This is a genomic window from Helicobacter sp. MIT 01-3238 (assembly GCF_003364135.1).
Classification (GTDB): Bacteria; Campylobacterota; Campylobacteria; order Campylobacterales; family Helicobacteraceae; genus Helicobacter_B.
Genome location: NZ_NXLN01000002.1, coordinates 40,475 through 54,175, shown reverse-complemented (window position 1 = coordinate 54,175; position 13,701 = coordinate 40,475). Strand labels below are relative to the sequence as shown.

Sequence of the window (13,701 nt, the reverse complement as noted above, 5' to 3'; positions counted from 1 at the left end):
CTTTTGTGGTTGGTTGTTTTTGTCTTTTAAGCTGTATCGTATTTTGTCGTATTGAAGTGATTTTGGCAAGGATTTATATTGTTGTTTGGCATATTTTTCACGCAAGAATTATTTGCCTACTTTTTCCACACAATATGCCCATTGATATTGTGCTTTTCATACACTTCAAGCACTCTTTTAGAAAAGCAACTAGCCCTTTATCATCATTTTCCTTTGCTGTTTCAAGCATTTGTATAAACATTTTCTTACCCGTTTCGGTTTGCTTTAAATTTTTCTTTAAAAAATTATGCCTAGCACACAGAGTTTGCCCATTTTGTAAAGTCGCTTTACCGCCCAAATCTTTTGGCTTTATGTGGTCTATGTGTAGCTCCACGCCCTCTTTTTTGCCAAGTCCACAAATCACGCATTTGTAATTATCCCTCTGTAAAATCTGCTTTTTCAAAGCGGGGCTAAAATCCTCCAAATCCTCCCTTAAATGCACCATTTCAGGTTCATAGCGATACACACCTTTGGCGATTTTTTGCAAATACCCTTTTTGGTGCAAACTCCTTATGCCTCTATCGGGGTCGCGAAACACCTTACCCGTGCGTTTTTGCCACTCATTTGTTACCCAATCCACAACTTCAGGGTGCGAAATGTCGCGCTTAGGATTTGCCTTAAAAAATTCCATTATCAAATCAAATTGTGAAATGTGCCTTTTATCACTCATTAAAACAATCCTTTTTCTTTTTGAATCGTTTGCAAAAAGCGATTTTTGGCAAGTTCGCAGTAGCTTTTGTCTATCTCGATTCCGACAAATGTGCGTTTGTTGAGGTGGCTTTCTATCATAGTTGTGCCAGAGCCACTAAATGGGTCGCACACGACATCGCCCACAAAAGAAAAAAGTTTTATACACCGCTTTGGTAGTTCGCGCGGAAAGGGCGCGGGGTGTCCTACGCGCTTTTTGGATTCGCCATTAAAGCTCCAAAGTCCATTTGTCCAAGCCATAAATTCATCTTTGTTTATGTCGCTTACGCCTTTTTGGGATTTTTTCCACTCGCCTTTATAAAGCACGAGGATTAGCTCCACAGGCGCGATGACATAAGGTGCAGACGCGCTAAGCCAACTACCCCAAGCCGTGCGGCGCGAGATATTGCCCTCATTCCACACGATTGTGCTGTGGTATTTCCACCCGATTTTTTTGGCAAGATTTGTCAAATCCGCACCCACGCTTTGCTGTCCGCCCTTGTTTTTATCAAGCGGTATATTAAGGCAAAATCTACCCCCATCTTTTACCCAAAGATAACAATTTTTAAGCCATTTTTCACAAAAACCTAAATAAGCCTCATACTCGCCCTTATCGTCATTTGAGTTATATTCTATGCCGACATTATATGGTGGGGAAGTGATGATTAAATCAAGGCTTTGCGGAGCTAAAAGTGAGCATTCAAGCACAGAACTCTCATACAAAGCGACATTTTTGTGGCTAAAAAATGGCAATAGTTTTTGTGGCTTTGTTTTTTTTAAATTCGTTGATTTTACTTTTGTAGTGATGAATGCCAAATCTGCATTTGATTCGACAATATCGCTGTTTGTGTGTGAAACCAAAGTCATTTATGCCCTTTTAGATATTTTGCGTAATTATACTAGATTTTCTCTATATTTGTTTTTGCCAAATGATTAAATCCCTTTTGTCGCCACTTTAGCAAAATCTATTTGCTTTAAGCATCTAGCGCGATTTTTTGCGTGGCATTTGTGTGCTTTGATTCCACCACATTTAGTTTGCGAGATTGCACTCGCTTATAAACCTCCCCAAATTCACTTCCAAGCATAGAATTTTCCAAACTGCGCTGACTAAATAAAAACCGCCCATCACAGACAAATCCTAGCTCCTCCCAATCCACATTATTTAGCATTTCACATAGCATTTTCAAATCCTCCAAATCCCCCTTAAAGCGTGGAAAAACCGCCAGCACAGAGCCATCATAAGCCTTGCAGGGGTGTAAGAAAAAGGGCTTTTTATTGCGCGTTTTAGCATTTACATAGATTCGCGCTTCATCGCTTTTGTGGTAGTCGCGCCCCCATTCCCACCAATTATTTTCATCAAATTTTTTGATTTTGCGCTTCAAAAGCTGTGGCTTAAAGCCTTGCAAATACGCGCTATTTTTGCCAAACTCGCCATAAATCATCTTTTTTGTTTTGCCACTTTTTGCGCTGTGGGAGCACACAAACTCTACATTGCCAAACTCATCATTCGCATAGATTTTATCCGCGCCACTTACCGCGCCCACCTTGACAAAAAATAGCGCGTTAAATGGAATTGTGTAGCGATTTTTAGTTAGCATTAGCTGTCCATTGACACAGCTAAAATTACGCGCTAGATTTACTTTGCGCGAAAAGTCTCCCTTCTCAAAGCGCCAAATCACACAATTTGGCTGTGCTTTATCAAAAATCCTTTTGTCCCCCAGCTCGACAAAGTCTGTGATACTACCTTGCGCGAAAAGAAACTCATTTAGCTTCACACTCGCCGTGCTTTTTAAGAAATTGCGTGGCGTGATGAAAATAAGCTCACCGCGCTCCTTTAGGTGCAACACGCATTTGTAAATAAAAAAGAGATAGAGATTGGTTCGCATATCAAATATCGCGCTAAATGGCTTTAGCAGGGATTTTGTCGAATCAAGTATGTCTTGGTAGCGCACATAAGGCGGATTGCCGATTATCGTGTCAAATTTCTCACTCACGGGGTAGCTAAAAAAATCTATGTTTAGGAGTTTATCTTGCGGTTTAAAATCTAGATTCGCGAATGCTTTAAGCGCGTTTGTGTCAATCTCTATGCCGACTTTGTTGCTTGGGAGATTTTGCCAAAACGCCCCATTGCCACAGCTTGGCTCTAAAAATCGCGGATTTTGCGTGTGCTTCACACTGCGCACAAGACTAAGCATATCGCTAACGATATGTTGCGGGGTAAAAACCTGCCCTAAATGCGTAATGTCAAGCTCAAAATCACTATTCACAAAAATACCTTTTGTATGATAGATATGCGTCTGCACGGAGTTTTAGCGACTTTTCAAATGTGCCTAGCAAAAAGTCCTTTGCCTCACTAAAATTGCGTTGTATTATCTCACGATTCGCGTCCCATTTTGCCTGAAATGGTAGGTTATTGCCATTTGGAATAATGTGCTTTAGACTCTTTAGCGAGGTGGCAAAAATATCACGCGAATCCTCTTTATTCACAATGAGAAAGTAATAATCTTTGGAATTTTCTTGCAGATTTTGCTTTAATGTGCGAAAGTAAGTCTCCCAATCCACACCATTACTAAATGGTGAAATCTGCCCTGTGAGTGCGTAGTAGATTCCAAGTTTGCAGTTGAGATTATCTGTTGTTTGCGTGGTGCTTACCTTGATATTGACAGGATAAAACGCGCCCTCCACCTCAAAACTAAAATCCACCCAATCGCGCATATTAGGGCGATTTATCGCAAAATTTGCTTCTAGCAGATTAAAAATCTCATCTTCGTTAAACGCAGAATTTATGCGCCCATCTCGGCTACTTCTGCTTAAATGTAGATTTTGCCTTTGCAAAAACGCAACCATTTCACAAAGTAAATTTTTGCATACAGCCCTTAGCTAGTTTTGATACTTTGAGGCGAGCATTTTATAGCGTAGTAGCATTTTATCAAAGGCATTTTGGATACTATCTTTTGCTTCATCAAAAAACGCACTAATGTCATTATGTGGCAAATGCAGTGCTGCTATCATTAGATTTTGGCAGATATGAGCTAGACTTCCCTCAAAGAGAATCCCAACAAATGGCGAGTTTATCGACTTTTTGGCGTTTATGGCAAATATCATATCCACCCACTGAAATAGCTCTTGTTTGGTGGTAATAGTGGTATTTAGCGCGTTTGAAAGTTTGGATTTAAACTCTTGTATTTCTTGGAGATAAAAATCCTCTCTAAAATCGCTAAAAATAAGTTTTTTATCCTCTTTGAAATAGCCCTTTATTTGCTTTACAAAGGTGGATTTTTTATTTTTTTTCAAGCTAAACTCACTTATCTTGCTAGGACGCGCACCCTCTATATAAGCACCCTCGCCTAGATTTAGCACCATTTTTGGCTTTAGAGATTTTATCGCGTTTGTTATCATTTGGCTTGATAGCAAAAAGATTGAGTCGCTATACACTTCGTGGTCAAAATTCCCTCGCACGCGCAAAGCATTGCTTGGCAAGTTTGTATCCTCATCTCCATAGGCAGAGTTGCTAGCGTGCTTAGCCCTCCCCTTTATGTAGCCACAATCAAGCCCACACATAAGCACTTCATTCCCTAGCTGACAAGCAAGCGCAAATCCCGCATTTCCCACAAATGGAGCGCAAAACTCCATAACAAAAGGGCTTTTAAACATATATCCACTCGCACTTCCCCCACGCATAAATAGATATTTTTCACTTGCTAGATTTAGCGCACTAGGATTTACCATATTTCCACATAGCAATGGGGTTTTGCCAAGTATTGGGGAGAGATATTTTTCTAGATAATCCACGCGCTCAATTTCGATTTGGAAATCTGGCTCTACCCCCGCTTCTTTTAGTGGCTTTATCGCTGTCCCGCAGCTAAAAATTATCATATTTGCTTGATTTTCGCGCAAAAACTCCAAACTAGAATCTAGGCTAGCACCATTTCCAACCACGCAAATAGGCATATCCACACGCTTGGGATTTACAAGAAATAGATTTTGCTTTTCTTTGCGACTTTTTGGTTTGGCTATATTCTTTAGAGTATTTTCTATGCCTATCATCTCATCTTCAAAGCTCCCCCAACCTCGTGCATTGCTAGCGTATTCTTCATTTACGATTTGCATAGCTGATTCTATTTTTGGGCTTTTGTAGAGATTGATTTGTGCGCGTAGGAAATTATTTGTGATTTTTTGGCGAGCAAAAAAGTTGCGGATAAAAAAGCGATTTACCAAGTCTTTGACGAAAAGATAGCACGCCCCATCACTTACGCGACTAAAAAGTCTAGGATAATCCACGAAGTAGCAACTTACGCGGAACATATCAAGATTTTCTTCAAAAATCAAAAGTGAGTGAAAAAACACTCCCCTCTCAATGATAAACTCCAAAAACATTCCACCAAGTAGTCCAAAAATGCAAGTTGAGGGCATAAAATCTTTGCTTAAAAAATACTCTTTGATTCCATCGTGCTTAAATAATAGCTCTATAAAATCATTGCACGCTTGCCCTGTGATAGGGAATTTGCTCGTATCCATTTTGTCCAAAAAAATGCCATTAGAGTGAATCGTCCATTTATCATTTTTGAGCGGAGAGAGGCTTAGGGCTTCATTTACGCTTACCATAGTAGAGAGAGAATCAGCCAATGGATATGAAAGCTCGCTAGTAGCGAGGTTTATGATATTTAAGCCTTGCTTATTTATGAGGAGGTTATATTCTGTGGGGGGTTCTTTTAGTGCGTCAAAAAGCTCGGGCGAGGTTTTTTGGAAATACTCCATATTTTTTGCAAAACGCACGGATATTTCTTTTTGTATCGCTTCGTAATCATTGGATTTTAGCACTTCAAGCAGCATTATGACAACCCCTTTTTGGATTTTGTAAGTGGATTTCAGATTTTTCTAGTTAGCCAAGCCTAATTACATAGCCAAAAGCCTTTAACCAAATGCCTAATATTGTAGCGTAGAATCAATAATACTCAATCGCTAAATAAGCACATAAGCAATTTGTGATTTTAGGCGCACGCTAGCGAGACAAATCTAGCTTAAGGCTCAAGTGTGATTGAGGGAAATAGGCGGATAGAAAATCCAGATTCTCCCAAAAGCTCGATATATTCATCATTTCCTTGCACCATAAATTTACCGATAAAGTTTTTGATAAAAATCGCTTCAATCCGCTCTGCCTGCATAGAATCACACGCTTTTTTTGTAACCCCTCCTCCCTCTACTACTATCATTTTGCCACCACCTGCTATTTGAAAGCTAGCAAAAAAATTATTGCACCCTGCTATGCCTGATACGCTACTTCCGTTGAAAACTAGATATGCGTTTTCTATGTCGTTTGGAATGATGATTTCATACTCTCCTACTCGCATAGAGTCTATCTCCCATTTTTTTTGCGATATGAGTGAGTAGGCATTTATCCCTAGTATATTTTGATAAGCATTTGCATTTGTAGCACTTAGCACTAAGACACTTAAAGCGCATAGAGCGATTTTGCAAGGGATTTTTAGTATCGCTAGGCACATATCATCTCCTTATAAGCCTAAAATCCAAATATAAAAGCTATGCTACTTAGCCAAGAGTGCCATACTAGCTCGCCTACACAAAGCAAATATGCCAAAATCGTAGCTACACAAAGGGCGAGTGAAAAAAGTAGATTCCACCACACGATTTTGGGGATAGAGTGATATATGTTGCGGATAAAATCACGCTTGCTATGATTTTTTAGCGCGAAAAACACCATATCAAAAAGCGCGAAAAACAAAAATACATAGCACACGCGCTTAGCATAGATAAAAATCACCATATAATATGCCTTTTTTACAAAGACAAGTCGCAACAATTCCAAAAAATCACTATTTGCGATGCTTAAAAGATTGGCAGGCATATCACTCCAAACACCCAAAAGCAAGAAGCTAGGATAAGCACACACTAGATACAGCACAAAAAGCAGGGCATAGTTTTGCAAAATCTTATAGCGCACGCTCAAAACCGCGCATACAAATAGGGTGCAAATCCCCAAAAGATTTGCACCAAATTCCACTACCAATCGCACCAAAGGCACAAAAACAATCATTATATAATTTAGCACAGAGCTAGATTCAGCCGTGCTTGAGCTAGAAATATGCTCTATGGAGCTAGGTAGGGCGATAAGCAAAATAACCACATAACAGGCAAATATAAGCAAGTCTTTTGCCTTGTAGTTGTTTTCTCGTGCTTGATGAATGGAAGTAAAAAAAGCGGAGTAAAATCTTTTTTTCAAAATCTTTGTCCTTATGCTTTGTTTTTGTGTGTCAAGTATATGCCAAAACATGCGACATAAACGCACTATTTGGCTTTAGTAGCGACTTTGGGCTTTTATCTCTTGGAGGATTGCTTTTGTCTCATCATTTGGTATAAATGTATTTTGCCTCACTTCTATGTGCAAAAGAATGTCATAGACTTGAGATTGCATACTGACTTTTTTTATCTGTATGGGGAGGTTTATCACCGCACTTGAGCTAAGAGAGTCAAGTTTGTCAATGAGTTTCCAAATGTTATCCACGCTTTTTGTTTGTGTTTTAAAAGCAAAAGTTATGCTTCTTGTGCCCTCATTTGGAATCTCACTTTGGCTTACTCTACGCATTTCTTTTATAGTCAAAAATTTTGCAACAAGTGCTTTTGTCTCTGCTTGTGGGTCGGCGTTTTGGAGCTTGGATAGAGCGTTTGTGTTTAGGTTTGCAAAGTCATCAAGTCGCTGTTTTGCCGCGCTGTATCCTCTAGCGATTTCCTCATAGATGAGCCTTTCTTTGCGCTCTATGATGTATTGGGATTTAAAAGATTTCATCGTAGGGAGAATATAGCTACTAAAAAACCACAAAATCCCTATTACATATAATGTCGTAAAGATAAGATTCCTAATAACAAGGTCAGGGCTAAAGCTTTGTGATATTTCTTGCTTTGACTGCTTGGGAGGGAATTTTTTGGGTGGCATTTTTATCCTTTATGCCGCGTTTATGGTGCGGCTACTTGGGTGTTTTGGCTTGGCAATGGGATACTTGTGCTAATAGATATAAACTCATACCAGCCATTTGATAGTGCGTAAAAGCTCACATTTGAACGTCCAAAATTCGCTTTTAGTGGGTCTTGCAAAGCAAAATAAAAAAACTCTTTAGAGGGGGTTACGCCTTTTAAAGTTAGGGAGTTTTCATCTAGCTCCACAGAATGCAGTGTGATTTTATCAGGGATTAGATGAAGCAAGTCCGCTAGCTTATCACGGCGGATATTGTTTTTATCTGCTCGATTATGCACCAAAGTAGCTTCAAATACAAGTCGCTCGAAGTATTCATCAGTGAGCCCTATGCGAGCTCGCAAGATTTTTTGATTTTCTCTGTATTCCTCTGTGCGGATATTGGAATTGATGATTTCTTGCTTTAGAAACATATAAAACGCTACGAGGATAAAAGCAGTAACCAAAAAATAAAACCACCAAATCTTGGTTACTTTGGCGATGATATATTTTATCTTGGGACGGACAAAGCTAATTCTCATTGCTCTTTTCTCCTTAATTCTGCCTTGCTTGGTTTATTCTTCTCGCCCAAGTTCTCTTATGGCAAAATTCACAAGCAAAGTCGGCAAGTCAAAATCACGCTTCACAGATTCTATCATCACTTCTTTTGTGATGAAGTCATAAGCCTCATCGCTTAGCTTGCACGCATCCAAAAATATGATTCTATCGATAAATTCGCCGTTATAAAATGGATTTTGATAATACTCTTTTATGCCATCAAGCAATACTTTGCTTATGACAATAGCGCGGGGCATATCATCATAGTTGATTTTTTTCTCCTCAAGATTTGGGATAAACATATCAGTTTGGAGATTTTCCATAGAAGTTTCGCTCTCCATTTTTTCAAAATTATCAAAGTCATCATCAAGCGAGAAATCTTCAAAATTGCGCAAATGTAAGGTCGGGCGTTGCTGCTCTTCGCGATTTAGCGCACTTATCTCACTCTGTGCCAAAAAAAATCCAGAAAACAAAATCTGCTGCCTATTGATAACCATTAAAGCGATATTGCTCCTTTGCAAAAGCACATAGAGATTATTACCAAGTGTGGGATAGCTTAGCGAATTTGCTGCGATAAGCAAAAATGGCGAAAACACAAAATCCACACCATTTACAATGTCATATTTTCGCAAATAATCCCTTAGCAACGCTTTTTTGGCAAACACTCGACAAGTGCCAACGGTAATGATTTCGCATTCTTGTGGGCGGACATTTGCTAGGAAAAAATCCTTGCCATTTTTTTGGATTACCACGCCTTGTGCGAGGGATTTAAGTAGCACGCTTATGTAAGTGAAAGGATATTTTCGGCGATATTTGCGCACGATTTTTACCGCGTCCATTGGGATTTTGTTTTCCCCTGTTTTAAACTCTCGCACAAAAGATTCTATGGTGCGCCCCTTTTTTACGCGCACGACTTTGATAGCACAAGAGAGCGCATCGACATTTATAGAGATAAAAACTTTGCTAAAAAATGGCGAGACAAGTGAGTGTATCAATCCCATTTGGTGTCCTTTTTGGAGGTTTTTAGTGTTTTGCTATTTTGCTAAAGCCTCTTATCACAAAATTTATTTTGGCACGGTTTTTCAAAGATTTGATTTAAGAAAGATTTAGGCTAAATTGATTCTTATCTTGCAAAATTTTATCGATTTTGGCGACTTTGTCTTGCAGGATTTGCCTTGCTTCCTCAATGCTTAGGCTAGAATCAAGCCTAAATCCCTCAAATCCATAATAGCATATCTCTCCAAAAGGAAGAGGCAAGCAAAATCTGTCCCAAGTTTTAAACTCATAGTATCGGCTAGGCACGATACGACATAAATTGATTTTTTTCCCGCTTTTTTGTGCCATCATTATCAGCCCATCGGCTATATGATGATACGGTCCGCGTGGTCCATCCATTGCTATGCCTATATCTGCACCGCTTTTTAGGGCTTTTATGGATTGCATTAGGGCTAGCACACCACCGCGCTTACCACCAGAATCTGTGCTTCCACGAATGGTTTTCATACCAAACAACTCACACATAGAAGCTATAAGCCCACCATCAAAATGGCTTGAGCTGATGATATGGACATTATGCGTGTTTGGCTTAGAGCGCAATTTGCGATAAAGAAAAGGCATCATCAGCATTTCTCCGTGCCAAAAACAAATGACTACATTGTCATTTGCTAGATTTTCGTGCAAAAAAAATCGATTTTTGTTTAGCGCGTATAAAATCCAAGTGAGAAAAAAACCAAAGCGAGGGACAAAATAAGCGATAAGCCGTTTTTTTATATCCATAATGCGAGATTTTCCTTATGTGGGATTTAAGATTGTGTATGCGGTATTTTATCGCTTTTTGGGTATTTTGCAAAATTTTTGAAGTGTGTTTTAGAGATTTTATCACACCTTGTTGCGTCTTATGTTTGGCACATTTTGATACAAAAATACTATTTAATAATTTTTGTTTATTTGTGTGAGCAAAATTTACCAAAGTTTCATTATCATTGCGTTTTTAAATTCTGACCCAAAAGGGTAAAAAGGAGCAAAAAATGACTTTTGAAGAATCTCTAAACGCACGACACGCGTGTAAAAAATTTAGCGACAAAGCGATTTTAAGCCAAGGATTTGGATTTCATCTTAGAGGCAGGGCGACTTGCCCCCAGTGGCTATGGTTTTGAGCCGTGGAAATTCATCGTAGTGGGCAATGAGTATAGCGCGCAGCTAGCAAAATGCTGCTACAATCAAGAAAATGTCGCCACTGCAAGCTACAACATCGTAATCTTGGGGCGAATGGACTTAAAAAGCAAAGATGAGTTTGCTAGGGCACAGGTGAGGCGATTTGCCACTGATGATGCGCATTTTGAGCAGATTTTGGGCGTCTATACAGGCTGGGCGGATAAGCTAAGCGATGAGGAGATTTTCCACTTTAGCCAAACCCAATGCTACCTCCCGCTAATGCAAATGATGAATGCTGCGATTTTTAGAGGCATTGATTCTTGTGCGATTGGCGGATTTGAGCGCGATAAGGTCGAGGAGTTTTTAGGCATCAAAAAGCCCTTTGGCGTAGCAGTAGTCCTCTCTCTTGGATACAAAGCAAGCGAGCCACACCACAGCAAAAAGCGTCAAGACAAATCCCAAGTGATTGAGTTTTGGAAAAAATAGCTTTCGTAAAATGGCTTTAATGGAAAGATAAAAATCTTATTTTTCCATACTTTCGCGCTTTTTGCCAAATAGCTAAACCCACACAAAATCAAAAGCTGATTTTGTGTGGTTGATTTTGCAAACTTTTTATAGCCTTTTAGACTTGTTTAGGCTTGTAAAGTAAAGAATCCTTTACCCCCCCACAAACCCAACCTAATCAATCTTAAGCACCGCTAGGAATGCCTCTTGGGGCAAATCCACCTTGCCGATAGCTTTCATTCGCTTTTTCCCCTCTTTTTGCTTTTCTAGGAGCTTTCGCTTACGCGTTATGTCCCCTCCATAGCACTTTGCCGTTACATTTTTGCCCATAGATTTTACTGTTTCTCGTGCGATGATTTTAGAGCCTATGCTCGCTTGGATTGCCACTTCAAAAAGCTGTCTTGGGATTAGCCCTTTCATCGCTTCTACAAGTGCGCGTCCCTTTTCTTGCGCCTTGCTTCTATCTACGATGATTGAGAGCGCATCGACTATTTCATTTGCCACGCGAATATCTAAGCGCACCAAATCCCCCTCTCTAGATTCTATGGGTTCATAATCAAAGCTCGCATAGCCTTTCGTGCAAGACTTGAGCTTGTCATAAAAGTCCATTACGATTTCATTGCTTGGCAGGGCGTATTGGAGTAGCACGCGGTTTTGGGTTATGTAGTCCATTTTTTCTTGCACGCCACGGCGGTTTGAAAGCAGTGTGATGATATTGCCGACAAACTCGCTAGGCGTGATGATATTTGCTCGCACATAGGGCTCTTTGATAAGTGCGATTTTTTGCACTTCGGGCAGTTCGCTTGGATTTTGCACATTAAGCACATTTCCGTCCGTGCAATGCACTTCATACACCACCGTTGGCGCAGTGGCTATGAGGCTTAATCCAAATTCTCTCTCCAATCGCTCTTTTACCACTTCCATATGCAGCAGTCCCAAAAACCCCACGCGAAACCCAAATCCTAACGCCACAGAGGTTTCAGGCTCATAGCTTAGCGCGGAGTCATTAAGCGCAAGTTTGTTTAGCGCGTCTCGCAATTCCTCAAATTTATCCGTTTCTATGGGGTAAAGCCCCGCAAAGACAAATGGCTTAGCAGGCATAAAGCCCTCTATTGGCTCTTTTGTAGGCTTTTTTGCATCCGTGATAGTATCGCCCACGCGCAAATCCTCTAGCGACTTTAGCCCCAAGCACACGATACCGATTTCGCCACAAGAAATTTGCTTTGTTGGGATTTTTTGCACAGGGTGGGGGTAGTATAGGCTTAGCACTTCGTATTTTTTGCCCGTGCTCATTATCAGCACCTCGCTTCCTTGCGCGATATTGCCATCTTTTAGTCGCACAAGGGCTAGCGCACCAAGATAGTTATCAAACCACGAATCATAGATTAACGCCTTTGTGGGCGCGCCCTCATCTCCGTTTGGCGGGGGGATTTTCTCTATTATGGTTTCTATGAGATTTTGCACGCCTAAGCCACTTTTGGCACTCACTTGCAAGGCATTAGCACAATCTAGCCCTATGCTTTCCTCAATCTCTATGCTCACCTTTAGTGTGTCTGCGGCAGGCAAGTCGATTTTGTTTATCACGGGCAAAATCTCTAGGTTGTTATCAAGCGCGACATAGACATTTGCGATAGTTTGCGCTTCTACGCCCTGCGTGGCATCAACCACGAGCAAAGCCCCCTCACACGAGCTAAGCGAGCGCGAAACTTCATAGCTAAAATCCACGTGTCCGGGCGTGTCAATGAGATTGAGCGTGTAAGTTTTGCCTTTGTGCGCGTAATTTAAGCGCACACTTTGGGCTTTTATGGTGATTCCGCGCTCTTGCTCTATATCCATTGTATCCATCATTTGAGAGTGCATTTCCCTCTCACTTACCGCGCCACAAACTTGGAGGATTCTATCTGCTAGCGTGCTTTTGCCGTGGTCGATATGTGCGATGATAGAAAAATTGCGGATAAGATTTTGCATAATGCGCCTTAGCGATATTTTCGCAAGCGAGCCACTAGAGAATCCCCTATGCCCTGCACGCATTGCACAAGGATAATGATGACAATCACAGTGCTAAACAAAATATCGGGCTGATAGCCTTGAAATCCTAGTCGTATCGCTGTATCGCCAAGCCCGCCAGCTCCCACAGCACCGCCCATAGCCGAGTAGCCAATAAGCCCGATGATAGTGATGACTACGGCATTGCAAATGCTAGGCAGGGCTTCAGCTATCATCATTTTTATCACACCAAGTTTTGACGCGCCAAGACTTAGGCTAGCTTCTATAAGTCCTTTATCTACTTCATCTAGTCCCCCCTCAAATAGCCTAGCGATGAAAGGAATCGCCGCTATGGATAGCGGGATAATCGCCGCACTTGCGCCAATGCTAGTTCCTACAATAAGGCGAGATAGTGGCAAAAGCAAGATAATCAAAATGATAAAAGGAAAAGAGCGGATAATATTTACAACCGAGCCGATGATAGCATTTAGACTTTGGCAGGAAAAAATCCGCCCCCTTTTTGTTAGGCAAAGTAGCACTCCCAAAGGTAACCCAAAAATCACAGCAATGAGGGTGGAGATGCTAACCATATAAAGCGTGTCATAAGTGGGCTGTGAAATTTGCGTGTAGTTATAGATAAGTTTTTGTGCGATTAGGTTTTGTAGATTTTGGCTAGAATCATCTAGAGCAGATTCTAGATAATCTGCCTCACTAGAATCTATAAAAAACCCACCAAAATATGTGGCGATAAATGGACTAACTAAGCCCAAATAATCCCCAAAAGTAGAATCGATTTTTTGCGCACT

General features: G+C 40.6%; 13 protein-coding genes and 1 pseudogene. 1 reads left to right on the top strand and 13 read right to left on the bottom strand.

What is annotated here, in order from left to right; all coding sequences use genetic code 11:
• Positions 1-97: 97 nt before the first annotated feature.
• The 11 genes from CQA40_RS01165 to CQA40_RS01115 all read right to left on the bottom strand — a co-directional run bounded on the left by CQA40_RS01165 (position 98) and on the right by CQA40_RS01115 (position 10,027).
• On the bottom strand, positions 98-709 hold the full coding sequence (locus CQA40_RS01165; protein ID WP_258864412.1) for an HNH endonuclease: 612 nt from the start codon (positions 707-709) through the stop codon (positions 98-100).
• Positions 709-1,593, bottom strand: coding sequence for a site-specific DNA-methyltransferase (locus tag CQA40_RS01160; RefSeq protein ID WP_115519167.1), 885 nt, complete (start codon positions 1,591-1,593; stop codon positions 709-711). Before CQA40_RS01160 ends, CQA40_RS01165 begins: the two co-directional genes overlap by 1 nt.
• A gap of 107 nt (positions 1,594-1,700) precedes the next feature.
• Positions 1,701-2,921, bottom strand: coding sequence for a class I SAM-dependent methyltransferase (locus CQA40_RS01155; protein WP_115519216.1), 1,221 nt, complete (start codon positions 2,919-2,921; stop codon positions 1,701-1,703).
• Between the two features lie 64 nt (positions 2,922-2,985).
• Positions 2,986-3,573 (bottom strand): restriction endonuclease, encoded by a 588-nt coding sequence (locus tag CQA40_RS01150; RefSeq protein ID WP_115519166.1) that lies wholly within the window; start codon positions 3,571-3,573, stop codon positions 2,986-2,988.
• A gap of 33 nt (positions 3,574-3,606) precedes the next feature.
• Entirely contained in the window at positions 3,607-5,559 is a 1,953-nt protein-coding gene (locus CQA40_RS01145; protein ID WP_115519165.1) for a 6-hydroxymethylpterin diphosphokinase MptE-like protein, read from the bottom strand.
• Between the two features lie 188 nt (positions 5,560-5,747).
• Positions 5,748-6,230, bottom strand: coding sequence for an META domain-containing protein (locus tag CQA40_RS01140; RefSeq protein ID WP_115519164.1), 483 nt, complete (start codon positions 6,228-6,230; stop codon positions 5,748-5,750).
• Positions 6,231-6,247: 17 nt separating this feature from the next.
• On the bottom strand, positions 6,248-6,967 hold the full coding sequence (locus tag CQA40_RS01135; protein WP_115519163.1) for a hypothetical protein: 720 nt from the start codon (positions 6,965-6,967) through the stop codon (positions 6,248-6,250).
• 75 nt (positions 6,968-7,042) lie between these two features.
• On the bottom strand, positions 7,043-7,678 hold the full coding sequence (locus CQA40_RS01130) for a hypothetical protein (protein ID WP_023928470.1): 636 nt from the start codon (positions 7,676-7,678) through the stop codon (positions 7,043-7,045).
• A 20-nt stretch (positions 7,679-7,698) separates the two neighbouring features.
• Positions 7,699-8,235, bottom strand: coding sequence for a hypothetical protein (locus CQA40_RS01125; protein WP_115519162.1), 537 nt, complete (start codon positions 8,233-8,235; stop codon positions 7,699-7,701).
• Positions 8,236-8,268: 33 nt separating this feature from the next.
• Entirely contained in the window at positions 8,269-9,252 is a 984-nt protein-coding gene (locus tag CQA40_RS01120) for a hypothetical protein (protein ID WP_023928472.1), read from the bottom strand.
• 94 nt (positions 9,253-9,346) lie between these two features.
• On the bottom strand, positions 9,347-10,027 hold the full coding sequence (locus CQA40_RS01115; RefSeq protein WP_115519161.1) for a lysophospholipid acyltransferase family protein: 681 nt from the start codon (positions 10,025-10,027) through the stop codon (positions 9,347-9,349).
• 251 nt (positions 10,028-10,278) lie between these two features.
• Here CQA40_RS01115 and CQA40_RS01110 point away from each other — a divergent pair.
• Positions 10,279-10,891 (top strand): annotated as a pseudogene (locus tag CQA40_RS01110) (nitroreductase family protein).
• Positions 10,892-11,083: 192 nt separating this feature from the next.
• On the opposite strand, the gene lepA reads toward CQA40_RS01110, so the two are convergent.
• Both lepA and CQA40_RS01100 read right to left on the bottom strand, forming a co-directional pair.
• Positions 11,084-12,877, bottom strand: coding sequence for a translation elongation factor 4 (gene lepA, locus CQA40_RS01105; protein ID WP_115519160.1), 1,794 nt, complete (start codon positions 12,875-12,877; stop codon positions 11,084-11,086).
• Positions 12,878-12,885: 8 nt separating this feature from the next.
• Entirely contained in the window at positions 12,886-13,485 is a 600-nt protein-coding gene (locus tag CQA40_RS01100) for a methionine ABC transporter permease (protein ID WP_084330407.1), read from the bottom strand.
• Between the last annotated feature and the right edge of the window lie 216 nt (positions 13,486-13,701).